Origin of the sequence: Marinobacter sp. es.048 (assembly GCF_900188435.1) — a bacterium.
Lineage (GTDB): Bacteria > Pseudomonadota > Gammaproteobacteria > Pseudomonadales > Oleiphilaceae > Marinobacter.
This window is the reverse complement of record NZ_FYFA01000001.1, coordinates 1,989,366-2,014,026: the sequence shown is the minus strand read 5'-3', so window position 1 is coordinate 2,014,026 and position 24,661 is coordinate 1,989,366. Positions and strand designations below refer to the sequence as shown.

Sequence of the window (24,661 nt, the reverse complement as noted above, 5' to 3'; positions counted from 1 at the left end):
AGCGTCCGTAACGGCATGGTATCAGGCCGCCTGACGTTTTCTGAGTGCTGACACCAGCTCGGCCTCGGGACGGGAAATTCCGCACGTGTTCATAAGATCGTCGATATCGGCGCCGAGATCAACCAGTCGAGAGGCTTCATCGTAAGAGATTCGCAGCGGATCGTTCTGGCGCATTTCGTCGAGCGTGGTCCTCAGCTCGTGCAACTGTCGTTCACAGCTGACCAGCCGTTGTCCTACCCCCATGCTGCCACTCGTAGTGGCATGCAGTTCCCGGCCAAGGGTATCGCAGCGCTCTTTCAGCGTTGCTCTCAAGCTGCGCACCTGGCGCCCGAGAACCAGGCCCTGAACGAAAACCAGACACAAGGCGGCAACAGTCAACGCCCAGGGAAGGTATGAAGGAATTTCTGCAAACATGACGGATGTCTCCCGTAAATTGCCACGGAAGGCATCCATCTTCAGGCCCGTAACGAGTTGCCCCGGATTACAGTGCCGCGATTTCCGCCCACTCGTGGTCTGACAGCATCTTGTCGAACTCAACCAGAATGATCAGTTCGCCATCCTTGTTGCACACGCCCTGGATAAACTTGGCACTTTCCTCGTTACCCACGTTCGGTGCGGTCTCAATTTCGCTGGCTTTCAGGTACACCACCTCGGCCACGGAATCCACCAGAATGCCCATTACCTGGTTGGCCGATTCCATCACCACAATCCGGGTGGCGTCGGTTACTTCTGCGTCCGCCAGGCCGAAGCGCCGGCGGGTGTCGATTACCGTAACCACGTTACCCCGAAGGTTGATGATGCCGAGCACATAATCCGGGGCCCCCGGAACCGGAGCAATCTCCGTGTATCTCAGCACTTCCTGAATCTGCATGACATTCAGACCGTAGGTCTCATCATCCAGTCGGAAGGTAACGTACTGCAGTACCTGATCGTCCTGGGCCTGATTGGTTTGTCCGCTCGGGGATGCCATAGCGATGTTTCTCCTCTTGGGCTGCCCGGCGGGCAACCTGATCGTCAAAAAAATATCATCAGTGCCCAATACTATAGTTAAGGGCACAAACCGTGCCAGCACGGCTCGGTTTCATTCAGTAACCATTGTTTTCGTCAGCTCAGATCCAGATGGTGCTCTCTTTCCGCCCGCACCAGCAAGTCTGCCATGGTACGCACATCGATCAGCGCGCACATATGATCAATCACCGTGCCAGCCAGCCAGGGCCGTTTGCTGCGGGCGGTCCGCCAGCGCACTTCGTCGGGCCGTAGGGTGAAAGACTGGGCCACGTCATCACAGGCCAGCCCCCAGTCGCTGTTATCCAGCCGGATCACAAACCGGTAGTTGTCACGAACACCGGACGGCACCCGCCCTGCCATGATCCATTCGGCGGTGTCCACCACACGAAGGTTGTGGTCCCGGTCGGGCCGGATTCCCATATACCAGCGTGGACTTCCCGGGATGGGCCGGATCTCTTCCTCAATACGATGAATGGCACCGAGAAGAATCAGCGGCACCGCAAGCTGCAGCCCTGCAACCGTGAATATGAGGCATTCGAAAGGCTGCTCTGACCATTCCGGACGAGAAGGTGGCGCAGCCGGCTCCGGCTCAGGCTCAGGCCGGACCTCCACTTTTTGCTTCGATACAGGCTCTTCCGGAGCCTGGCGCTCCACGGGCCGCACTGGTTCTGCAGACTTGCCCTGGGCCGGTCTGGGCGGTTCGGGACTTGCCGCCGGTTTTTCGACAGTTGGCACCGGAGCCGGTTTCGTTCGGGTTGCCACAGGGGCTTCCTGGGTTGCCGGCTTCACCGGTTCAGGCGTTGCGGTTTCCTCCCGGAGCGCAGTGTCCGTGGCCGTGTGCAGCAATTCATCAAGGTAACTGGCAATCGCGTTTTCCGGATCCGCCAGCCTTGTCAATTTATCGTCAGCCATGCTGACGCTCCTTCACCCCACCCACCCGGGACATGAGATCGTCCAACAGATGGTTGTAGGCCCGGACACCGTGGGTTTCCGCATCCAGAGCGGAGGGAATAATACCGCCCTGACTGGCATCCCGGAACTTGGTGTCCACCGGAATGGCAAACTGCCACAAGGATTCACGGTAGGTCTTACGCAGGAGGTTAAGGCTTTTAACCGATGCCTGGGTACGCCGGTCGTACAGGGTTGGCACAATGGTGTAGGACAGCTCGTTTTTCTGGGAGCGCATGATCATCTTCAGGGTGTGGAGCATTCGCTCCAGGCCTTTGATGGCCAGAAATTCGGTTTGCACGGGAATAATCAGATGCTGCGCCGCGGCGAGGGCGTTGACCATCAGAACCCCAAGGGAGGGGGTATTGTCCAGCAGGACATAATCGAAATCGTCCCAGAGCTGGGTCAGGGCCCGGGAGATGATCAGCCCCATACCCTCGACGCCGATCATCCTTCGCTCAAGGGTGGCCAAGGCCGCACTGGCCGGTAGCAGGGACAGACCCTTGCAACTGGTTTTGGTAATCAACTGGGCCGGAAGCCCATCGGGCACCTTGCCCTGATGCTGGAACAAATCGAAAACGCTGTGGGCAATGGTGTCCGGATCGTACCCGAACCAGCTGGTAAGCGAGCCGTGGGGATCCAGATCCACAACGAGAACACGCTTGCCGCGTTCGGCAAGCAAGCCGCCCAGGGCGACCACACTCGTGGTTTTACCGACACCACCTTTTTGATTGGCTACTGCCCAGATTCGCACGCTTTGATTCTCCAGAGAATACATCGGTGTGGCTGGCAATTAACCTTTGCCACAGTCCCGTTTATCGGCCATTCCCCGGGCAACTTGAACCAGTCCTCGGAAAATCCGGCAAGCTGTTGCCGGCGCCTTTTTGTTAACGGGAGTAATACAGGAACCATGCCAATGGCTCTATACGCATCTGCCAACAATCCGTTCAACGCATGGCACCGCGGATACTGGCGTCACGGGAAATCAGCAACACCACTCGCCGGTTTTTGCGCCGCCCCTCTTCCGTGTCATTCCGGGCAACCGGCTGATACTGACCATAGCCAACGGCTGCGAGACGTTCCGGTTCGATGCCCTCCATCACCAGCATCCGAACCATCGACGCCGCCCGGGCGGCAGACAATTCCCAGTTGGAGGGATAGCGAGAAGTACTGATCGGCTGGTTATCGGTAAAGCCTTCAACTTTGACCGCGTTGTCCCGATTCTTCAGGACGATAGCTATTTTCTCGACAACGTCAAACGCGTCGTAATGGGGCTCGGCGTCACCGCTGCCAAACAACAGACTGTTGGGCAAATTCAACTCCAGCCACTGGTCGCTGGTCTCCAGTGAAACCACCCCCTGGTTGATCAACTCATCGAATTCCATCGACAGCTGGTCAGCCATGGCTCGAAGTGCTTCCGTTCGGGCCTGGGCATCTATCTCCGGATTACGTGGAGCTTCAGTCACTGCCGGCGGAATAACGTTCTCTGCAGGCGCGTTCAATGACCTTTGGGGCTGGTCGCCAATCTCGATTGGCTGAAAAGACCTCTGTGGCGCGTTAAACACACCGGTCAGGGTTTCCGACAGGACTTTGTACTTGCCTTCGTTGACGGACGACACCGAGTACATCACCACGAAAAAGGCGAACAGCAGCGTGATGAAATCCGCATAGGAAATCAGCCACCGCTCCTTGTTGTGCAGATCATCCTGGGGTTGCCTACGGCGCCGCATAAGTTGGCCTGCGCATGCTTACTGCAGGAAGCCCCGCAGCCGCAATTCGATGGATTTCGGGTTTTCACCCTCGGCGATGGCAATAATGCCGTCGATCATCATGTCCTCGTATCGGGTACGTTCCCGCACGATGCCACGCATCTTGTTGGCGACCGGGAAGAACAACAGATTGGCGAGAGCCACACCGTAAATGGTGGCCACAAAGGCGGTTGCGATCCCGCTGCCCAGAGACTGTGGATCCTCCAGGTTGGTCATCACCTGTATCAGCCCCATCACAGCCCCGATGATGCCGATGGTCGGCGAGTAACCGCCCATGGCCTCGAACACTTTGGCAGACTCCAGATCACGCTGCTCACGGGATTCCAGGTCCACTTCCATGATGCCCCGAATGGTCTCGGTTTCGGCACCATCCACTAACAACTGCAATCCCTTGCGGGCAAAAGGTTCCGGTTCTCTTTCGGCAAGGCCCTCAAGGCCGAGCAAGCCCTGCTTCCTGGCTTTGACACTCCAGTCGATGACCTTGCCAATTCCGTCTTCCAGGTTAATGAACGGCGGGACGAATACCCAGCGCACCTGGGTAAAGGCCCGTTTGAGCATCGGCCACGAGGTCTGCAGAATAGTTGCGGCCAGGGTACCACCAATAACAATAATGGCTGCCGGCCCGTTGAACAGGGAGCTAACGGCCCCGCCTTCAAGCAGATTGCCGCCGAGTATGGCGGCAAAAGCCAGTACGACCCCGAGCAGACTCAGGATATCCATCAGCAGACACCTTCAACCAGGCGTGGCCCGATCTCGTCCAGCGATAGCACATCATCTGTCAGCCCTGCCTTGGCGACCGCCATGGGCATGCCGTAGATAACCGACGACTTTTCATCCTGCGACCAGACGTCGGACCCGCTCTGTTTCATCATCCGGCAACCTTCTTTGCCGTCCGAGCCCATGCCGGTGAGAATGACACCCAGCGTCTTGCCCGGAAAACTCCTGGCCAGTGAACCGAAGGTTACGTCCACACAGGGCTTGTAATTGAGTCGCTCGTCTCCGGGCAGGATACGGATCCTGGCCTGCCCACCCCGATTCTCAACCATCATCTGTTTACCGCCGGGTGCCAGCAAAGCAAGCCCGGCCCGCAACATATCGCCATCCTCGGCCTGCCGGACTTCAATCCGGCAGAGCTTGTTCAGACGTTCGGCGAAGGCCGGCGTAAAGCTGGCCGGCATATGCTGCACCAGCACGATAGGTGCCGGAAACGTTGCCGGCAACGTTGTCAATACCCGCTGCAGGGCAACAGGTCCGCCGGTTGAGGTGCCAATACCAACTACCGCGTAATGCTTGGCCCCGCCCCGGCGGGAGTGACGCCTTGGTGCCTCGGGCCCGACCGGAGCCGCAGGGCTCTGTGTGTCTGGGCGCTGGCGCGGCGTGATGTCCGGACGGGGACGGGCCGGCGTGCCTGGCGCCCGGGAAGCTGGCGCCGACGGTTCGGGACGGGCCGGAGCCGCAGGCCGGTTTCCGGGCCGACTGCGTGCCACGTCAAGAATTCGATCGATGAGGATTTTCTGGAGCTGGCTGTTATCCCGGGCAATTTCTTCGAAATTCTTTGGCAGGAAATCGACGGCGCCGGCTTCGAGCGCGTCGAGGGTTACCCGAGCGCCTTCATAAGTGAGCGAAGAGAACATGAGCACCGGTGTGGGGTGCTTGCGCATGATTTCGCGCACAGCGGAGATGCCATCCATCACCGGCATTTCGTAATCCATGGTGATCACGTCGGGACACAGCTTTTCGGCCAGTTCCACGCCTTCCCGACCGTTGGTAGCAGCCCCAACCACCTTGATCTGGCCAGAGCTGGTCAGGATTTCCGTCAGCCGTTTGCGAAAAAACCCTGAATCGTCAACGACCAGGACAGAAACTGTCATCCACTTCTCCTACCCAATCCATAGTTCTCTGGCAATGTCACCTGCCGGATGCGGCTCAGCCGTAATGTTGCAGCAGGCTGGGAACATCAATAATCAGCGCAATCCTGCCGTCGCCGGTAATGGTGGCGCCCGCCATCCCCGGCGTGCCCTGGAGCGCCCGCCCGAGGGGCTTGATCACCACCTCTTCCTGCCCGACCAACTGGTCGACAACAAAGCCCACCTGTTTGGTACCCATGGCCACGATGACAACATGGGCGTTTTCGGGCACCTCCGGGGAAGCACCGCCACGAACCAGCCATCGCTTGATATGAAACAGCGGGAATACCTTTTCCCGAACCACAATGCACTCACGTCCATCGACAATGTTGGTTTTGGTCAGGTCCAGATGGAAGATTTCGACCACGTTGACCAGCGGCAGCGCAAAGGACTGGTCCCCCAGCATGATCATCAGGGTCGGCATGATGGCCAGCGTTAGCGGAACCTTGATAACAATCCGGGAACCCTTGCCCAGTTCCGATTCGATGCTTAACTGACCATTGAGCTGGCCAATCTTGGTTTTCACCACATCCATGCCGACACCACGACCGGAGACATCGGAAATCTGCTCCTTGGTGGAAAATCCGGCGGCAAAAATCAGGTTGAAACACTCAGAATTAGTCAGCCGATCGGCAGCATCCTGTTCGTAGATACCCTTCTCGACTGCCTTTCGGCGCAACACTTCCGGATCCATACCGGCGCCGTCATCCTCGATGAACAGGAGAATATGATCCCCCTCCTGCTCGGCAGACAGGGTGACGGTACCCTGGCGGGGCTTACCGGCTTTCTCGCGCACCTCCGGGGCTTCGATGCCATGATCGACCGAATTCCGAACCAGGTGAACCAGCGGATCAGACAGTGCTTCGACCAGGTTCTTGTCAAGGTCGGTGTCTTCACCATGCATCACCAGGTTGACCTCTTTCTTGAGATTCCTGGCCAGATCACGAACCACCCGGGGGAACCGGCCAAACACCTTCTTGATCGGCTGCATGCGGGTCTGCATCACTGCAGACTGGAGATCGGTGGTGACCACATCGAGGTTGGACACCGCCTTGTGCATATGTTCGTCCTCGCTTTCGGCACCCAGACGCTGCAAGCGGTTACGCACCAGCACCAGCTCCCCCACCATATTCATGATGTCGTCAAGGCGCTTGGTGTCGACACGAACCGTCGTTTCCGCAGCAGGAGCTTGCTCGCGCGCGGGCATGGCCGGTGCAGCAGCGCCTTTGGCTTCCGGCTTCCCTGCTGGCTTGGGGGCCGGCTTCGGCGCCTCTGCTTTTGGCTTTGCCGGCTCTTTCGGAGCTGCAGGCTGTTCAGGAGCTGAGGGCTGTCCCGGCGCTGAGGGCTCTCCCCCCGCTGTCGGGCTTCCGCCTTTGCCGTGAAGATCGTCCAGCAGTTTCTCGAATTCGTCGTCGGTAATCAGGTCATCGCCGCCCTCGGCCTTGGCGGCCGGCTTTTCTTCTTTGCTGACAGCCTCTTCCTCGCCCGCTGGTGCACCGGCAAACTGCCCTTTTCCGTGCAGCTGGTCCAGCAGCGCCTCGAATTCGTCGTCGGTAATTTCGTCGTCTCCGGAACTTTCCTTCTCGCCCTCGGCCGATCCGGCACCTGAAACCGATGAAGTATCTCCGGATTTCTCGTCCTGCAATGCATCCAGAAGCTGCTCGAATTCGTCGTCGGTGATGTCACCACCGTCTTCTGCCGATTCGCTCTCTTCGTGCTCAGCTTGGGGCGCAGCAGCCGGTACCCCCTCGCCCTCCGGCTGGGCCAGGGCATCCAGACGGACAATCAGTTCCTCCGGGGCCGGTGTCAGCTCCTCGTGATTACGGACCTGCTCAAACATCGCATTGACGTTGTCCAGGGCTTCGAGAACCACGTCCATCAGTTCTGAATCCACCTTGCGCTTGTGATTGCGCAGGGTGTCAAAAACGTTTTCGGCGGAATGGCAGCAATTCACCAGCGCTTCAAGCTGAAGAAAGCCCGCGCCGCCTTTCACGGTGTGAAAGCCACGGAAGATGGCGTTAAGCAGATCACTGTCGTCAGGATGTTGCTCAAGATCTACCAACTGCTCTGACAGCTTTTCGAGGATCTCGCCGGCTTCTACCAGGAAGTCCTGCAAAATCTCTTCATCAGCATCAAACGCCATGCGTTACCCTCTTTATTCAGAAACCGAGACTGGACAACAGATCGTCTACGTCATCCTGTCCCGAGACTACATCTTCACGCTCATCGGCCTTGATCTGGGGCCCGACGCCCTTCTCTGCAGACTCTTCCTTCTCTTCAATCTGGTGCACCGTGCCCGTGAGCTGGTCCACATGACTGGCCATCACCACCAGGCTGAGCATCTGCTCCTCTACCTCTTTCACCAGCGCGGTTACTTTCTGGATAACCTGGCCCGTCAGGTCCTGGAAATCCTGAGCCAGCAGGATTTCCGAGAGGTTGCTGTACATGGTGTCGGCGTCCGTAGCCATGCTGACGAAAAAGCGATCAATCCGCCCGTAAAGCTCGCGGAACTCGGCCGGCTGCATTTCCCGGCGACGCAGACGCTGCCACTCATCACGCAAGGCGGCTGCTTCGTCTCTCAGGGCATTGGCCACAGGCATGGTTTCCTCAACCAGATCCATGGTCCGGTTGGCCGCTTCACCGGTCATCTGCACGACGTACTCGAGGCGATCAGAGGCATCTGTCATCTTCGACAGTGCTTCCTGCTGTTCGGCGTTACGGGGGTCAATCTGGAAGTTCCGGATCGCTTCGTGCAAGCTCCGGGTCAATCGCCCTACCTCACGGTACAGACTCTGATCCCTGACCTCGCTGAGTTCATTGATCAGGGTCATGGCTTTGGCATAATCCCCCGCATCAACACTCTCTGCCAGTTCTGCTGCCTGCCGCTGAAGCTTTTCCGTTACCTCCGGTTCAAGGCCCCGATGGTTCTTTTTGCTATCGCTCATGAGAGCCATCCGACCTCTGGTTACTGGATTCTTTCAAAGATTTTCTCAATCTTTTCCTTGAGCACCGCGGCAGTGAACGGTTTGACCACATAGCCGTTCACGCCCGCCTGGGCAGCAGCAACGATCTGGTCGCGCTTCGCCTCAGCCGTTACCATCAATACCGGCAGGGTTTTCAGATTTTCGTCAGCCCGAACGGCCTTGAGCAGATCGAAACCGGACATGCCTGGCATGTTCCAGTCGGTCACCAGAAAATCGTATTTGCCGCTTTTAAGCATTGGCAGCGCCGTATTGCCGTCGTCAGCTTCATCGGTGTTGGTGAAGCCAAGATCACGCAGCAGATTCTTGATGATCCGTCGCATTGTGGAGAAGTCGTCCACAATGAGGATTTTCATGTTTTTGTCCAATGGGACCTCCAGTTAGTGACACCCGGAATTCGTTTGACCTTCGCGTTCAAAGTCTAGCAGGCCGCTGTTTTAACCGCTTATTGTCAGACCTTTGCTTCGGTTGTAAAGCATCGGTTACCAAAAACTACAGACTGCCTCTGCGCGGACACAGACTGAACGCAATCAGCTGTCCGATTCGTGGCGCCAATCCGACAGCCGTCCCCGAAGGCGCAGGGCAGCCTGACTGTGAATCTGGCTTACCCGGCTCTCGCTGACGCCGAGCACGGCGCCAATCTCCTTCAGGTTCAGTTCTTCCTGGTAATACAGGCTCAGCACCAGCTTTTCCCGCTCCGGCAGGTCTTCAATGGCCTCAGCGAGGCTGCGCCGGAAGGCATCGGAGGACAACCCCTCCAGGGGATTATCCTGCGTCTCTGTCTGTTCTATCGGCAGCTCTCCGGATTCATTGAGCTCATCGAGGCTAAAAAGTCGGCCGCTGTTCGAATCGGAAAGGTAGGAGTGATACTCGGCCAGCCCCATACCCAGCTCTTCAGCCACTTCCAGGTCCTGGGCTTCACGACCAAGACGGTCTTCAACGGCCTTGATGGCCAGGGAAATACGGCGGGCGTTGCGATGCACGGAACGGGGAACCCAGTCGCCCTTGCGGATTTCATCCACCATGGCGCCGCGAATCCGGATACCGGCATAGGTCTCGAAGGTGGCACCTTTGGCGGAGCTGTAACGCTGGGCGGCCTCAAGCAAGCCGATCATGCCGGCCTGCATCAGGTCTTCAAGCTGAACGGAGGCGGGCAGGCGGGCCATCAGGTGAAGGGCAATTTTCTTGACCAGCGGGGCATGCTGCTCAACGAGCTGAGACGGTTTCTGCGCACCCGACTGGTTATAGATTCCGAGGTTTTTCGCCAATGCCATGTATCCGGTTTCTTGTTTGACTGGATCCGATTCAGACTTCGACGAGCCGCTCCACAAAAAATTCCAGGTGCCCGCGGGGAGAGGACGGCAGCGGCCAGCTATCAACCTTGTCGGCCAGCGCCTTGATCGCCAGGGATGCTTTCGCCCTTGGATAGGCGTCCAGTACCGCGCGCTGTCGCTGAACCGCTTTCTTCACAGCCTCATCGTAGGGGACTATTCCAACATATTGTAGTGCCACATCAAGGAAGCGCTCGGTGACCCGGGTCAGTTTTTCGAACAGATGCCGGCCTTCCTGTTCATTTCGTACCTGGTTGGCAAGAATACGGAACCGATTGGTGCCGTACTCGCGGTTCATGAGTTTGATCAGGGCGTAACAGTCGGTAATGGACGTGGGCTCGTCACACACCACCAGCAACAGCTCCTGGGAGGCCCTCAGAAAACTGACCACTGATTCGGAAATCCCGGCGGCGGTATCAACGATCAAGACATCGATCTGATCACCCAGTTCGCTGAACGCATTAATCAGCCCTGCATGCTCCATGGGGCTGAGCTGGGTCATTCTTTGGGTACCGGAAGAGGCGGGGACAATCTTGATGCCGCCGGGACCATTCACCAGAACGTCCTTTAGATCACAATCGCCCGCCAGAACATCCTGGAGGTTGCGATTGGCAGTGATGCCCAGCAAGACGTCGATATTGGCGAGCCCCAGATCGGCGTCGAGCAGCACCACTCTCCGGCCTTTCTGCGCCAGGGCAATTCCGAGGTTCACCGACACGTTACTCTTGCCGACACCACCCTTTCCGCCGGAAACTGCAATCACCTGTACCGGATGTGCTCTGCTCATACTGTTTTTGGTCTCTCGCCACGTTTCGCCGGCTTTTTCTCCGACGCCTGCTGTCAATCTGTCCGGTCTCAGGCGTGCTCTTTCAGGCCCTCTGCGACCGCTTGCTGTTGCTGGAGTGTTTTCAGCCGATCCACGGCCAACCGCACCAGCGGAACGGCTTCTGCGTGGTGCAGGTCTTCAGGAATCTTCTGGCCGTCTGTGTAATAGGCTACCGGCAGACCGGTTTCCATCACAAACCCGAGAGACTCGCCCAGCGTCAGGGCCTCGTCGATTTTGGTCATTACACAGCCCGCAAGATTTGCCATCTTATAGCAATGCCAGACGGATTTCATGATGCGAGGCTGACTGGTTGCCGAGACGACCAGATGGGTTTTGATATTGTGATGGCTGCGAGCCAGTTCGGCCAGTTGTTCCTGATAGCCTTTGTCAGCGCTGGTCAGCCCGGCAGTATCGATCAGCACCAGATGACGGTCTGAAAGCTCGTCGAGAATATCATCCAGACTGTGGCTCTCATCCACCACCCGAACCGGCACATTCAGGATACGACCGAACACGAACAGCTGCTCATGCGCGGCCACCCGATATCGGTCGGTGGTAACCAGGGCCACCGAGTCGGAGCCATGCTTGAGCACGTAGCGAGCCGCCAGCTTGCCAATGGTGGTGGTCTTGCCGGAACCGGTGGGACCTACCAGCGCGTAGGCGCCACCCTCATCAAGCCACTCCATGCGGGAGGTCCGGACGCCGGTACACAGCATTTTCAGGGACTGTTTCCAGCCATCTTCCAAGCGCCCTGCCTTATGGCGCCGGGAAATTGACCCAGCCAGATCAGTGCCGAGACCGAATTCCTGCAAACGCTCAGCCAGCCGCTGCTGAACCGCGGTGGTTGCCGAAACCTCCGGCTCCGGTTGCGGCCGACGGCCCTGCATCATGTCCCTCAGGGAGCTGATCTCGGCGCGCATTTGCGCCAGCTCATCGGAATAGGCTGCCCGGGGCGCTTGCGGCACAGATTCAATGTCATCAAAACCACCGCTCGCCGCGTCCTGAACAGCAGCAAATGACGCGTCGGCGTAGCTGGCTCCGTGGGCGGCACGCTTTTCCCTGACTTCACGGATGCGGTCACGGGAGCGGCTCAACTCGTCCTCAAGACGGCGGTGCTGCTCCGCCTGCATCTCCGCAAGACGGGACCCGTTGGTTGCTTCCTCCGCCTGATTACCCAGTCGCTGCCGTGCCATGTTTTCGTCGTAGTCCAGCGCCGTCACTATTTCGACACCGCCATCAACCCGACGGTTGGAAAGAATCACGGCATCCGGCCCCATCTGTTCACTGACCTGTTTCAGCGCCTCTGCCATGGTCTGAGCAAAAAACCGTTTTACTTTCATGATGCCTCTTCCTCCACCGGCAACGCCGTGCCGGCGCTGTCCGCTCTGTCATCCGCGCCGTTACTGGCCAACGGACGCCACGATCGTAATCTGTTTGTTATCCGGAATTTCCTGGTACGAGAGCACGTGCAGTCGCTCTACCCCATAACTGGCAAATTTCGCCAGAACCGGCCGCAGGGGCCCGGACACCAGCAGGATGGCTGGTTTGCCGAGCATCTCCTGGCGCTGGACGCTCTCCTGCAGGGAGCGCTGGAGCTTTTCAACCATATTCGGCTCCAGAACCAGGCCAATATCTTCCTGACCGCCGGATTGTTGACTCTGCTGAACTGACTTTAGCAATAACTGTTCCAGATCCGGATCCAGGGTGATCACCGGTATCTCCGATTCGTTGCCGCAGATGCTCTGAACAATCATCCGGCGCAGGGACTGCCGGGCAACGGTGGTCAGCAGTTTCGGATCCTGGCTCTTCGGATGCACGTTCACGATGGCCTCGGCAATGGACCGCATATCCCGGATCGGCACTTCTTCCTTCAGGAGGTTCTGCAGCACTTTCAGCAGCAGGCTGATGGACACAGTGGTGGGCACCAGCTCCTCGGCCAGCTTTGGAGAAATCTTCTCCAGCTGATCCAGCCACTTCTGGACTTCCTCGTGACCCAGCAGTTCGTGGGCGTGCTTCTGCAATACCTGGTTCAGATGGGTGGCAACCACCGTACTGGCATCGACCACGGTATACCCCAGGGTCTGGGCCTGGTCTTTCTTGTCTGGCTCGATCCAGCTGGCATCCAGACCAAACGCCGGATCCTTGCCCTCAATCCCCTCTATTTTTCCGAACACCTGGCCGGGGTCTATGGCCAGCTCGCGGTCCGGATGGATTTCGGCCTCAGCAATGGTCACGCCCATCAGCGTAATGCGATAGACGTTGGGCATCAGATCCAGGTTGTCTCGAATGTGAACCGAGGGCATCAGAAAGCCCAGATCCTGGGACAACTTTTTACGAACACCCTTTATGCGACTGAGCAACTGGCCACCCTGTGACTTGTCCACCAGCGGAATCAGCCGGTAGCCCACTTCCAGACCGACGATATCAACGGTGGACACGTCGTCCCAGCCCAGTTCCTTGGTCTCGCCGGGTGCCGGCAGCTGGCGCCCCTGATCGCCGCCTGCATCACCGCCGGGAGGCAGATCGCGACCCGCCGGCCGTGGTGCGGAACCGCCAGCGCCCCGCGACGGAAATGCACCCTCTTCCTCGACGGTCTGCCTCTGGTGTTTCCAGATATACCAGGCAGCACCGCCCGCCAGGGTACCAAGCCCCAGGAAGGCCACATGGGGCATGCCCGGAATCAGACCCAGGATAATCAGGATGGTGGCTGCAATAGACAGGGCCTTAGGGGCACTGAACATCTGCTGAAGGATCTGCCCACCCATGTCCTGGCTGGAGGTTACCCGGGTAACCATGATCGCCGCAGACGTGGACAGCAGCAGCGAGGGAATCTGTGCCACCAGGCCATCACCAATGGTCAGCAGCGCATAGCGCTCCATGGCCAGCCCGAAATCAAGACCGTGCTGCAGCATACCGATGGCAATACCGCCGATAATGTTAATGGCAAGAATCAGCAGACCGGCAATCGCGTCGCCCTTCACAAACTTGGAAGCACCGTCCATGGAGCCGTAGAAATCCGCCTCTTGTGCAATCTCGGAACGACGATGCTTGGCTTCGTCCTGATTGATTAGGCCAGCATTAAGATCCGCATCAATCGCCATCTGTTTTCCGGGCATGGCATCCAGGGTAAAACGCGCACTCACCTCGGATACCCGGCCGGCACCCTTGGTCACCACCAGGAAGTTAATGATCATCAGGATCGCAAACACCACCAGGCCCACGGCGTAGTTGCCACCAATCAGGACCGCACCGAAGGATTCAATCACCTTACCGGCGGCGTCACCGCCCTCGTGGCCGTTCAGAAGAACAATCCGGGTGGAGGCCACGTTCAGGGCGAGGCGAAGGAGCGTGGCTACCAGCAGAACTGTGGGGAAAGAGGCGAACTCCATGGGCCGGAGGGCGTAGACACACACCAGTAGAATGACAATCGAAAGGGTGATATTGAAAGTAAAGAACACGTCCAGCAGGAACGCCGGCATAGGCAGAATCATCATACCCAGCAAACCCATCAGCATAATGGGAATGCCCAGATTGCCCCGCGTCAGGGTTTTGACGTTATTGAGGACTAAAGCTCTGTCCATGCCGGATACTTCTCCGATTGGCCGTGCCTGCAGGCGTTTTGAAGGTCGAAAATCTGACACCGGAGCGTCGTTTGGAAGTGTTATCGCAAGATCCGTACCAGCCCTTAGTGGATTTCCGTGAGCCGGCCATTTGCGGCCTGACTCGCCTTGCCAGATGCGGTATCCTTGCGCCATTTGATCGCGACGCTAAAACTCCAATCAGACACACAGGTGACCCCATGCCAATCCACGAGGTAAAACACCCTCTGATCCGCCACAAGCTCGGCATCATGCGCCGTGCGGACATCAGCACCAAGAATTTCAGGGAGCTGGCACAGGAAGTTGGTGCACTCCTGACCTACGAGGCCACCAAGGACTTCAACCTGCAGGAAAAGACCATCGAAGGCTGGGCCGGTCCCGTTAATGTGGAACAGATTCACGGCAAGAAAGTCACCATCGTTCCGATCCTGAGAGCCGGTCTTGGCATGCTTGATGGTGTGCTCAGCCTGATCCCGGTGGCCCGGGTAAGCGTTGTTGGCCAGATCCGTAACGAGGAAACCCTGGAGGCCAGCACCTACCTGGAAAAACTGGTGGGAGAACTGGATCAGCGCATGGCCATGATTGTCGACCCGATGCTAGCCACCGGCGGCTCCATGATCTCCACCATCGACCTGCTCAAGAAGGCGGGCAGCACCGAGATCCGTGCTCTGGTTCTGGTCGCAGCACCTGAAGGTGTTGAAAAGGTGCTCGAGAAACATCCTGATGTGTCCATCTACACCGCCTCTGTTGATGAGCGCCTCAACGACAAAGGCTATATCCTTCCGGGTCTCGGCGATGCCGGCGACAAGATCTTCGGCACTAAGCAGAAGGACGTTTAAGCATGCGGGACCATACCAACGACCCGGTCTGGAAACAGGCCATTGCCGGCTCCCAGATGCTGCTGGTGGCCTTCGGCGCGCTGGTTCTGATGCCTTTGATTACCGGGCTGGATCCGAACGTGGCCCTGTTCACCGCCGGCCTGGGCACCCTGATCTTTCACGTGGTGACAGGCGGCCAGATCCCGATTTTCCTGGCGTCGTCCTTCGCCTTCATCGCACCGGTTATCGCCTCTAAAGGCCGGTTTGGAATGGAAGAAACCCTCGGCGGCCTGATGGCAGCGGGTATTCTCTATATTCTCCTGAGTGGATTAGTACGCCTGCGGGGCACCGGTTTTGTCCGCCGCCTTCTGCCGCCAGTCGTGATCGGCCCGGTGATTATGACGATCGGTCTCGGCCTGGCGCCTGTTGCCGTTCATATGGCCTCAGGACGCACCGGTGACGGCGCCACCCAACTGATCCCCTACGACACAGCCATCTGGATCGCCATGATCTCTCTGGCCGTAACCATCATCATGTCGGTCTGGTCAAAGGGAATCTTCCGGCTGATTCCGATCATGTTCGGCGTCATCACCGGCTATATCCTGTCCGCTTTTGCCGGCATCGTGGATACCACCCCGATTCAGGAAGCCGCCTGGTTTGCCGTCCCCGACTTTGTTGCGCCGGCCTTCAGCTGGGGCGCCGTACTGTTCATGATTCCGGTAGCCATTGCCCCGGCCATCGAGCACATCGGCGACGTACTGGCCATCGGAAACGTGACCCGCAAGAACTACCTGGAAAAGCCGGGCCTGCACCGCACGCTGCTGGGTGACGGCCTGGCCACCAGCGCCGCGTCCCTGCTTGGCGGACCGCCCAACACCACCTACTCGGAAGTCACCGGCGCCGTGATGCTGACCAAGAACTTCAACCCGAAGGTCATGTGGTGGGCGGCCTGTATCGCCATCGTTCTGGCTTTCGTCGGCAAGTTCGGTGCCGCTCTGCAAACCATCCCGGTCCCTGTCATGGGCGGCATCCTGTGCCTGCTGTTCGGCTCCATTGCCGTGGTTGGCCTGAACACACTGATCCGCCATCAGGTGGATCTGTCACAGTCTCGCAACCTGGTTATCGTGGGTGTCACCCTGGTATTCGGTATTGGCGGTATGGTTCTGGGCAATCTGGAAGGCATCGCGCTGTGCGCGGTAGCCGCCATTATCCTCAACCTGTTGCTACCCGGCAGCCACGAGGCGTGGGGCAAGGCCGTTTATGAGCAGAAAGCCGACTGACAGCTCCGGCATTAGCTTCACTGCCCTGTATACCGGTGCCGTCTGGCACCGGCACGGGCTTTCCGACCACACCCTGGCCACCGAAAAAGGCCGCTGGCTCTACCGCCTGATGACCCCCTTCGAAGCCGCCAGTCAGGCGGCCATCGGCGGCAACATCCGCACATTCCTGCTGCAAAGACATCTGATCATCGACCACCTGATTGACCAGGCAATCCGCAACAAGGGCATCACCCAGGTTCTGGAGATCGCCTGCGGCATGTCGCCCCGGGGCATCCGTTTACGCCAGAAACACCCCCTGCTCCACATGGTCGAAGCCGACCTGCCGGACATGGCCGCCCGCAAGGCACTGCGCCTGATGGCGACCGGCAGACTGGGCGACCACCATCAGGTCACACCCATCGACATCCTCGCGGACCACGGTGAATACCAACTGGAAAAAGTGATCGACCGGGTATTCGCGAACTCCGAGCCGGTGATCATCATCACCGAAGGCCTGACCAGCTACTTTTCACTGGAAACCATCACCGAGTTCTGGCGCCAACTGGCCGCCGCCATGGCCAGACGCCCGGGTTCGGTCTACCTTTCCGAGAGCTATTACCAACCCCGCCAGCCATTGCTGAACACTACCCTCAAAGCACTTGGTGGTGTCCTCGGGGCCGTTACCCGCAGCGAGGTATCGTTCCACTTCCAGACCGACGCCCAGGCACGGGAGCATTTCCTGTCCTGCGGGTTTGCCTCAGCCACAGTGCACGATCCCCGATCCTGGTACGGGATTCTGCCCATCCCCGAAAGCCGCGGGGAGCCGATGGTTCGGGTTATTGAAGCTGGTTGCTGACTTTCTGGAATTGCAGCCTGCTAGTTTTGGGGGATGCGTGGTGGTGGCAGGCCTTTCCAGGACACGCTACGAGCACATCCATGTGCGCTTGGCTGTGGCCATCCATGGCCACAGCCAGTCCTGGAAAGGCCTGCCACCACCACTTGTCCAACGACTCAGATAACGCCCAGAATCGCTTTTTTTAACGACTAATCATGTCGGCTTAGAAGCGTAGGTTGTTGATGCGATATCGAATGGTCTGGAAGCGGCTTGGCGGGTGGGCCTCCCAAAAATGTCGGCGGCCAAGGATGGCCGACACCAAGCGCACATGGATGTGCTCGTAGCGGTTTTTGGGAGGCCCACCCGCCAATCCGCCAGCCCCCAAACCCGCAGGCTACTTACAGAAACCCAACTCCGAACTAAACGTCGCGCCGCAAATCCGAAGGAATCGGGAACTCCGGCATACCAGGCTTCGGCCCACGCCCCTTGCGGAACTGCCGGAGCTGGAACACATAGGCGAGCACCTGGGCAATGGCCATGTACAGGCCATCGGGAATCTCCTCGCCGATGTCGGTGTTGTGATAGACCGCCCGGGTCAGCGGAGGCGTTCTCAGGATCTCGACCTTGTTCTCCCTCGCGATTTCCATGATCTTGAAGGCAACCTCATCGGCACCCTTGGCCACTACTATCGGCGCGCCCATCGCCTTCTGATCGTACTTCAACGCCACCGCATAGTGGGTCGGGTTGGTGATCACTACGTCAGCAGTAGGTACATCCTGCATCATGCGGCGCTGGGCCATTTCGCGCTGGAGCTGGCGAATTTTGCCTTTGACCTCCGGCTTGCCCTCGGTGTCCTTGTACTCGTCTTTCACTTCCTGCTTCGTCATGCGCAGCTTTTTCTGGTGATCGTAAATCTGGAAAGGCACGTCGATCGCCGCGATGATGATGGTGGCGCAGGACAGCAGAAAGAAACTCCAGGCGATGGTCCAGAGCACGTGTTCCATAGCCGGCACTACTGGCTCCTCGGCGATTGACAGAAGGTCTTCGGTGCGCAGATCGAGGATGAGAATGGCCAGAACCATGACCAGGCCTACCTTAGCGATGGCCTTGACCAGTTCGATCAGGGAACGCAGGGAGAACATGCGGCCCAACCCCTTGAACGGATCCATGCGATTAAGCTTGGGAGCCACGGCTTTCCCGCTGATCAGCAGGCCTCCGATGCCGATAGAGCCGAAGATGGCGGCAATCAGCAGCAGTAAAAGTATGGGCGATAAAGCCCAGGCGGCTTCCTTGGCCGATTCGATGAGCTGGACGCTCATGTGGCGCATATCGAAGATGGCGGAGCGCTCGATCACGAAGCTGTCGCGCATGATGGCTTCCATCGACGCACCGAGGCTGGCGCCAAACACGAGCATGCCGCCGGCGCCGGCCAGGAGCACAGCCATGGTGGCCAGCTCCTTGGAGCGCGCAGTCTGGCCATCCTCCTTGGCTTTTTCGAGCCTTCGGGGTGTGGCCTCTTCCGTTTTTTCCTGACTGTTGTCGTCTTCTTCGGCCATGAATCTTTACGGTTGCCCCTGCAGTCCACGCATGAAATCAAAGGTCTCTCGAGTGTACTGATCAAAGTGCGGCAGAAAATTGGCGTGCAGCACCCATATGGCAAACAATCCAAAAATCAGGCCAATCGGGAAACCGAGTGCGAAGATGTTCATCTGGGGTGCAGCACGGGTCATGACGCCGAAGGCGATGTTGACGATCAGCACGGCCGTAACCGCCGGCAATGCCAGGAGCATCGCGGAGGCAAACATCCAGCTGATTCGGTGGGCCAGTTCCCAGACGCCGGTCTGGCCGAGACCTTCCATGCCGATGGGCAGGGTGCGGAAGCTTTCGATAAAGACTTCAAAGGCGACCAAGTGGCCGTTCATGGCCAGGAACAGCAGGGTGATGGTGATGGTGTAGATCTGGGACAGCACGGGGACGTTTACACCGTTGGCCGGATCGACCATCGACGCAAAGCCCAAACCCATCTGCATGGCGATCATTTGACCGGCAATAACGAACAACTGCCAGAGCGCGGTAAGTGCGAAGCCCATACCGACACCGATGAGGATCTGCTGAAGGGTGATGACCACGGCATCAGCGCTCAGCGCTTCCACCTGAGGTACGGGCGGAATCATGGGCGCGATAAGGATGGTCATCAGCAAGGCCAGCCCCAGGCGGACCCGTGCGGGCACCAGCTGGGTGCCGAATATGGGGATCACCATCAGGAAGCTGGCCAGGCGGAACAGTGGCCAGAGGTGCTGGCCAACCCATTGGCCGATAACGTCCGCGCTGATTTCCGCCGGTATCATCCGTCAGCCGATCAGGTAAGGAATATTGCCGAACAGCCTGTTGGCGTGATCCAGCAGCTGCGTCAGCATCCAGGGCCCCCAGACGATGATAACGATCAGCGTGACCAACAGACGAGGCAGGAAGCTCAGGGTCTGTTCATTGATCTGCGTTGCCGCCTGGAAGGTACTGACCACCAGACCGATCACCAGCCCCGGGCCAATGATGATCGAGGCAAGAAGCACAATCATCCACAGGGCTTCGCGCAGGATGTCGATAACGGTTTCCGGAGTCATGAGGCCTCCTATACTCCGTAACTGGCAGCGAGGGTGCCCATGATCAGGGCCCACCCGTCCACCAGCACAAACAGCATGATCTTGAACGGCAGGGAGATGATGATCGGCGACAGCATCATCATACCCATGGCCATAAGAACACTGGCCACCACCATGTCGATAATCAGGAATGGGATGAACAGGATAAACCCGATCTGGAACGCGGTTTTGAGCTCACTGGTCACGAATGCAGGCATCAGTATCCAGAAGGACACGTCCTGCGGGGTATCGTACTGTGTATCCGAGATTCGCATGAACAGGGCCAGATCACTCTCACGGGTCTGTTCCAGCATGAATTTCCGGAACGGCTGGCTGGCCAGCTCGACGGCCTCCAGGGAGGTCACCTCTTCTTGCATGTAAGGTTGCAGCGCGACCCTGTTGGCCTCCTCCAGCACCGGTTTCATGATAAAGATGCTGAGAAATAGCGCCAGCCCCAGCAGAATCTGGTTTGATGGCGTGGATTGAAGGCCAATCGCCTGACGAAGGATGGCAAACACAACGATGATGCGGGTAAACGACGTCATCATCATGAGCATGGCCGGCAGGAAAGTCAGCGCTGTCATCAGCGCCAGGATTTGCAGGGTTACCGAATATTCCTGAGCGCCCCCGCCTTCTCCGGGGGTCACGGTAAACGCCGGTATACCGGGTATGCCGGAGGGTTCTTGCGCCAGGGCCAAAGGTGCCCAGACCAGGCCGGCCAATACGATCAGGGATGGAAGCACTCGCTTGATGGTTGCGGCAAGCATGGGCCTAGTCGTTCCTTGTCGGGGAGGTCCAGGATTTGCCGATCATGCCCTGCAGACGGCGGGCAAAATCACTGGAACCGGCACTGCCGGCCTCGACAACCGGCTCTTCAAACACATGCAGGGTCCGGATCGCCGATGGGGTAATGCCCAGCAGAATCTGCTGGCCGCCGACCTCAATCAGGGCAATGCGCTCCCGGGCACCGATAGCCATCACCGACACCACCTTGATGGCGTTGTTGTTCATGCCGGTCATGCCGTTCATCCGGCGAATGATCCAGGCGCAGCCATAGATCACGGCAACCACGGCCACCAGACCCAGTCCAAGGCTGACAATCGTACCGAGGGTGTCCGGGGCCCGCACCGGGGAATCAGGCGCGGCCGTCTTTGCCGCTTCCTGAGCAACGGCTGGATTGATCACAAGCAGCGTCAGGGCCGCAGTCAGTTTGGGCCACATGTTACTTCTGTAACCGCTTGATGCGTTCGCCCGGGCTGATCACGTCGGTAAGGCGGATGCCGAACTTCTCGTTCACCATGACCACTTCACCATGGGCGATCAGGGTACCGTTTACCAGCACGTCCAGAGGTTCACCCGCCAACCGGTCAAGCTCGATAACCGAGCCCTGGTTAAGCTGCAGCAGATTCCGTATCGGGATCTGGGTGTTGCCTACTTCCATTGAAATCGTGACCGGTATGTCGAGGATAACGTCGATATCCGGAGCCGGGCCACCACCCTGTGCTGGTTCGCTTCCGGTATCAAATTCCTCCATGGGGGCAGCCTGAACGTCCTCCTCAGCCTCACCGGTCTCGCCGGCTTCTGCCATCGCAGCGGCCCACTCGTCCTCGCGTTCGCCCTCGTCACCGGACTCTTCCATGGCGGCTTCCCACTCGGCAGCCAGCTTCTCGTCTTCGCTGAGCTCCTGCTCGTCTTTCTTGTCGTCGTCAGCCATTACGTCCCACCTTCAGTTGTTTCTTTACCTTGGGCACTGATGCCCGTTCATGAATGCGCAGTGCCAGTTTTCCGTCACGGGTCCCCAACGTTGCTTTATAGATCGGGATTCCGTTGGCAGTGACAGTCAGATACTCGGGAACCTCCACCGGGATGATGTCGCCGGCTTTCATCTTGGCAATGTCCCGCAACGATATCCGACGGCGACAGACCGTGGTGTTGATAGGTACGTTTACCTCTTTGATGTCTTCCTGAAGCGCGTTCACCCAACGCTCGTCAACATCGTCAATATCACTTTGTACCCCGGCATCAAGCACGTCGCGGATGGGCTCAATCATGGAATAGGGCAAGGCAAAATGCAGTTCGCCACCACCGCCGTCAAGTTCGATGTGGAAGGTGCTGACCACGACCACCTCACTGGGACTGACGATATTGGCCATGGCCGGGTTGACCTCCGAGCTCAGGTACTCGAAATCTACCTTGAGTACCGCATGCCAGGCTTCCTTCATGTCATGGAACACTTGATCCAGAACCATCTGGACAATCCGGGTTTCAGTCGGGGTGAATTCACGACCCTCGATCTTTGCGTGCCGCCCCTCCCCACCGAAGAAATTGTCCACCAGCTTGAAGACCAGCTTGGCATCCAGTACGAACAGCGAAGTGCCTCGCAACGGGCGGACTTTGCAAAGATTGAGACTGGTCGGCACGTACAGGGTATGGATGTACTCGCCAAACTTCATGATCTGCACGCCACCGGTGGAGACATCGGCATTGCGACGCATCAGGTTAAACAGACTGATACGGGTATAGCGGGCAAACCGCTCGTTGATCATTTCCAGGGTCGGCATCCGGCCCCGGACGATGCGGTCCTGGCTGGCAAGGTCGTAGGACTTTATGCCGGTATCATCAGTCTCTTCATAGGTATCAATGTCACCGTCATCCACCCCGTGGAGGAGGGCATCGATTTCATCCTGTGACAACAAGTCCTGCATACGTAGTCCTGCCCCTGAAGTACCGTGGCCCGTGCGCTATTGCACGACAAAATTTCTGAATAACACCCGTTTGATGGCGGGCTCGCCTTCTTGCTCCAGCACCTGATTCACCGTGACCAGCATCCGGTCGGCCAGCCCGCTCCGCCCCTCAGGCGTCTGCAGTTCATTGAAATCGCTGCTCCCGAGAACCGTTACCAACTGGCTTCGAATCAGAGGCATATGCAGCTTGGCCGCATCCAGTGCCTGTTGATCTGTGGACTCAAGCGCCAGGTAGATCTGGGCATACCGCTGGCGGCCTTCCGCCTGAACGGTGGTTACCACAGCCTTGTCTATCAAGTGGTAGCTGCTGGGTACAAATGTTTCCTCTGCGGTTTCCGCCATCTCGCCATCGTCATCCCCCATGCCCGGCAAACCGTCACCCAAAAACCACAGGGTGCCCACCACAGACAGCACAATCGCCAGGATAACCACCACCACCAGCATGATGATCAGCTTCAGTTTCCCTTTTTTGGCGGGAGCCGCTTCAGATTCGTTATTTTCAGCCATAGTCTTTGATTTGCCAGAAATCCGTCAGAGGGAGCGTTTTTCCGTGACTTTTCAGATTTGGATGCAAAGGGCGGGCCAGAACACCCAACCTTCCCGTTCAGAACAGCAGTTTAGCGTTGCCGGGAAGGATGGGCAAAAGAGATTGAAAGAGAAATTCGGAGGGTATCAGGCGAAGATGTCTACTTCGCCTTTCCAGCTCAGATCAAGGCTGCCAGAGCTGACGCTTTCATCGTCCTGCTCGCCAGCGGCCAGCGACGTCGAATCTGCACCTGAGCCATTACCGTCTCCGGCTCCCTGTTCACCGGTCTGCTGCCGGGGAGAATCAGAAACATCGAAGCCGGCCAGTGACAGCCCCTGTTCACCCAGCATGTCACGAAGCCGGTGGGAGTGGAGTTCCAACTGATCCCGGACCACCGGATTCGCGGAATGTACAGTGATGTTCGCCTGCTCGTTCTGCACCCGCACCTTCACCTCCATAGGCCCCATATCCGGCGGTGTCAGGTGGATTTCTGCAACCGACATGTTGCGGGCAGTCAGCCAGCTGAGCTTGCCCACCAGTTTGTCGCCCCACTCTGCGTGGCCAACCGGCACATCAATGGAAGTTGCATAACCTCGCAGGGGTGCTGCGTTCTCGGCCACCAGTTTCGCCGCTCCATTGGCATTATTGGAAGCTTGTTGGGACAGGAGGTCCATGGCCGACTGGAAGCGACCAGAGCTGATCAGCGAGCCGGAATCCGCATTGCGGCCCGTGTCGGTGATCACTGAGGCTTTCATGGCGTCTGTCAGTGTGTTGTCAGCGGCGACACCGCTGGATGCGGCCGAAGCTGTCTGCCCGGGGGCAGCTGAGAGAAGGCCACTGAACAACCCGGCAACGGCATTATTAGTTTGGCCTGAACCACCCGCCGCGGCGTTGACGCCGGCACCCGGTAACATTGTTGAAGAGGCTGTCTCACCGGTACGCCCGGCTTGTGGGTTCAGCCAGGACTGCAACTCTAAAAAGGTGAGCGGAAGCGCCGTCGGTTCTGAGTCACCGTCACCGGCAACAGCGCTCTCACCGACGCCACGAGGCCCAGCATCAGTGGCTGCATCGGCTTTCTCGCCGACCTTTCCGTCAGCGTTAGCGTTTGCTTCCGTTTTCGTATCTGAAGAAGTGTCCTGGGCAGACCGGGATTCATCAGTAGATCTGGCCTCGGCGTTTCGGTCTGCCTTCTGGCGATCCAGCCGCTTTTGCTCCGCCTGCGAGACGGATTCGAAATCGTTTTTTCTGTCAGCCGGATCCCGGCTGGTACCGGATTTGGACTGGCCGGGATCTTTCTGCGTCCCGGGCGCGGGGGTTTGGGGGAGAACCATCTGGGCCATGGCAACCTCTTGCCGCTTTTATCGCATTGTCGCCCTCACCTTGCCGGACATGGCCGGTGCATGGGCGGTTAATCCACTCAATGGGTAAGACAAAGCAATTGTGATGCCAGAGCACATCGGGTCTGCCTGGC

At 58.3% G+C, this 24,661-nt stretch carries 26 protein-coding genes; 3 read left to right on the top strand and 23 right to left on the bottom strand.

Going from position 1 to position 24,661, the window contains the following annotated elements; translation table 11 throughout:
* Nucleotides 1-21: 21 nt before the first annotated feature.
* From CFT65_RS09330 to flhA, 14 genes are all read right to left on the bottom strand, one after another.
* Nucleotides 22-414, bottom strand: coding sequence for a DUF2802 domain-containing protein (locus CFT65_RS09330; protein WP_088827758.1), 393 nt, complete (start codon nt 412-414; stop codon nt 22-24).
* 67 nt (nt 415-481) lie between these two features.
* Complete coding sequence (locus CFT65_RS09325; protein ID WP_008173094.1) at nt 482-970, bottom strand: chemotaxis protein CheW; 489 nt, start codon at nt 968-970, stop codon at nt 482-484.
* A gap of 134 nt (nt 971-1,104) precedes the next feature.
* A complete protein-coding gene (locus CFT65_RS09320) occupies nt 1,105-1,920 on the bottom strand; it encodes a chemotaxis protein CheW (RefSeq protein ID WP_088827757.1) in 816 nt (271 codons plus the stop codon).
* Complete coding sequence (locus tag CFT65_RS09315; RefSeq protein ID WP_172408448.1) at nt 1,913-2,710, bottom strand: ParA family protein; 798 nt, start codon at nt 2,708-2,710, stop codon at nt 1,913-1,915. Before CFT65_RS09315 ends, CFT65_RS09320 begins: the two co-directional genes overlap by 8 nt.
* Nucleotides 2,711-2,903: 193 nt before the next feature.
* Entirely contained in the window at nt 2,904-3,686 is a 783-nt protein-coding gene (gene motD / locus CFT65_RS09310; protein ID WP_088827755.1) for a flagellar motor protein MotD, read from the bottom strand.
* Between the two features lie 18 nt (nt 3,687-3,704).
* Nucleotides 3,705-4,445, bottom strand: a complete 741-nt coding sequence (locus CFT65_RS09305; RefSeq protein WP_088827754.1) for a flagellar motor protein — start codon at nt 4,443-4,445, stop codon at nt 3,705-3,707.
* Entirely contained in the window at nt 4,445-5,596 is a 1,152-nt protein-coding gene (locus CFT65_RS09300; protein WP_088827753.1) for a protein-glutamate methylesterase/protein-glutamine glutaminase, read from the bottom strand. Before CFT65_RS09300 ends, CFT65_RS09305 begins: the two co-directional genes overlap by 1 nt.
* Before the next feature lie 55 nt (nt 5,597-5,651).
* Complete coding sequence (locus CFT65_RS09295) at nt 5,652-7,775, bottom strand: chemotaxis protein CheA (RefSeq protein WP_088827752.1); 2,124 nt, start codon at nt 7,773-7,775, stop codon at nt 5,652-5,654.
* A 16-nt stretch (nt 7,776-7,791) separates the two neighbouring features.
* Complete coding sequence (locus CFT65_RS09290; RefSeq protein WP_088828203.1) at nt 7,792-8,577, bottom strand: protein phosphatase CheZ; 786 nt, start codon at nt 8,575-8,577, stop codon at nt 7,792-7,794.
* Between the two features lie 20 nt (nt 8,578-8,597).
* Nucleotides 8,598-8,981, bottom strand: a complete 384-nt coding sequence (gene cheY, locus CFT65_RS09285; protein ID WP_008173086.1) for a chemotaxis response regulator CheY — start codon at nt 8,979-8,981, stop codon at nt 8,598-8,600.
* 162 nt (nt 8,982-9,143) lie between these two features.
* Complete coding sequence (locus tag CFT65_RS09280) at nt 9,144-9,887, bottom strand: RNA polymerase sigma factor FliA (protein ID WP_088827751.1); 744 nt, start codon at nt 9,885-9,887, stop codon at nt 9,144-9,146.
* Between the two features lie 31 nt (nt 9,888-9,918).
* On the bottom strand, nt 9,919-10,731 hold the full coding sequence (locus tag CFT65_RS09275; protein ID WP_088559149.1) for a MinD/ParA family protein: 813 nt from the start codon (nt 10,729-10,731) through the stop codon (nt 9,919-9,921).
* Between the two features lie 68 nt (nt 10,732-10,799).
* A complete protein-coding gene (gene flhF / locus CFT65_RS09270; RefSeq protein WP_088827750.1) occupies nt 10,800-12,110 on the bottom strand; it encodes a flagellar biosynthesis protein FlhF in 1,311 nt (436 codons plus the stop codon).
* 60 nt (nt 12,111-12,170) lie between these two features.
* Entirely contained in the window at nt 12,171-14,351 is a 2,181-nt protein-coding gene (gene flhA, locus CFT65_RS09265) for a flagellar biosynthesis protein FlhA (protein WP_088827749.1), read from the bottom strand.
* A 218-nt stretch (nt 14,352-14,569) separates the two neighbouring features.
* Here flhA and upp point away from each other — a divergent pair, with 218 nt between their 5' ends.
* Genes upp through CFT65_RS09250 form a run of 3 tightly spaced genes read left to right on the top strand, consistent with a single transcriptional unit; the run spans nt 14,570 to nt 17,302 of the window.
* On the top strand, nt 14,570-15,208 hold the full coding sequence (gene upp, locus CFT65_RS09260) for a uracil phosphoribosyltransferase (protein WP_008173081.1): 639 nt from the start codon (nt 14,570-14,572) through the stop codon (nt 15,206-15,208).
* A gap of 2 nt (nt 15,209-15,210) precedes the next feature.
* Nucleotides 15,211-16,467, top strand: a complete 1,257-nt coding sequence (locus CFT65_RS09255; protein WP_088827748.1) for a uracil-xanthine permease family protein — start codon at nt 15,211-15,213, stop codon at nt 16,465-16,467.
* Nucleotides 16,448-17,302: a class I SAM-dependent methyltransferase gene (locus CFT65_RS09250; protein ID WP_088827747.1), complete on the top strand. Its 855-nt coding sequence runs from the start codon at nt 16,448-16,450 to the stop codon at nt 17,300-17,302. The genes CFT65_RS09255 and CFT65_RS09250 overlap by 20 nt, the downstream gene beginning before the upstream one ends.
* Before the next feature lie 398 nt (nt 17,303-17,700).
* Here the strand turns inward: CFT65_RS09250 and flhB are convergent, their stop codons facing one another.
* The 9 genes from flhB to CFT65_RS09205 all read right to left on the bottom strand — a co-directional run bounded on the left by flhB (nt 17,701) and on the right by CFT65_RS09205 (nt 24,530).
* Nucleotides 17,701-18,837, bottom strand: coding sequence for a flagellar biosynthesis protein FlhB (gene flhB, locus CFT65_RS09245; RefSeq protein WP_088827746.1), 1,137 nt, complete (start codon nt 18,835-18,837; stop codon nt 17,701-17,703).
* 6 nt (nt 18,838-18,843) lie between these two features.
* Complete coding sequence (fliR, locus tag CFT65_RS09240) at nt 18,844-19,629, bottom strand: flagellar biosynthetic protein FliR (RefSeq protein WP_088827745.1); 786 nt, start codon at nt 19,627-19,629, stop codon at nt 18,844-18,846.
* A 3-nt stretch (nt 19,630-19,632) separates the two neighbouring features.
* Complete coding sequence (fliQ, locus tag CFT65_RS09235) at nt 19,633-19,902, bottom strand: flagellar biosynthesis protein FliQ (protein ID WP_008173075.1); 270 nt, start codon at nt 19,900-19,902, stop codon at nt 19,633-19,635.
* Nucleotides 19,903-19,910: 8 nt separating this feature from the next.
* A complete protein-coding gene (fliP, locus tag CFT65_RS09230) occupies nt 19,911-20,687 on the bottom strand; it encodes a flagellar type III secretion system pore protein FliP (protein WP_088827744.1) in 777 nt (258 codons plus the stop codon).
* A 4-nt stretch (nt 20,688-20,691) separates the two neighbouring features.
* Nucleotides 20,692-21,141: a flagellar biosynthetic protein FliO gene (gene fliO / locus CFT65_RS09225; RefSeq protein ID WP_088827743.1), complete on the bottom strand. Its 450-nt coding sequence runs from the start codon at nt 21,139-21,141 to the stop codon at nt 20,692-20,694.
* A gap of 1 nt (nt 21,142) precedes the next feature.
* On the bottom strand, nt 21,143-21,634 hold the full coding sequence (gene fliN, locus CFT65_RS09220; RefSeq protein ID WP_088827742.1) for a flagellar motor switch protein FliN: 492 nt from the start codon (nt 21,632-21,634) through the stop codon (nt 21,143-21,145).
* A complete protein-coding gene (gene fliM, locus CFT65_RS09215) occupies nt 21,627-22,625 on the bottom strand; it encodes a flagellar motor switch protein FliM (RefSeq protein WP_088827741.1) in 999 nt (332 codons plus the stop codon). The genes fliN and fliM overlap by 8 nt, the downstream gene beginning before the upstream one ends.
* Nucleotides 22,626-22,661: 36 nt before the next feature.
* Nucleotides 22,662-23,171: a flagellar basal body-associated FliL family protein gene (locus CFT65_RS09210; RefSeq protein ID WP_088827740.1), complete on the bottom strand. Its 510-nt coding sequence runs from the start codon at nt 23,169-23,171 to the stop codon at nt 22,662-22,664.
* Nucleotides 23,172-23,336: 165 nt separating this feature from the next.
* Nucleotides 23,337-24,530, bottom strand: coding sequence for a flagellar hook-length control protein FliK (locus CFT65_RS09205; RefSeq protein WP_088827739.1), 1,194 nt, complete (start codon nt 24,528-24,530; stop codon nt 23,337-23,339).
* Nucleotides 24,531-24,661: the final 131 nt, after the last annotated feature.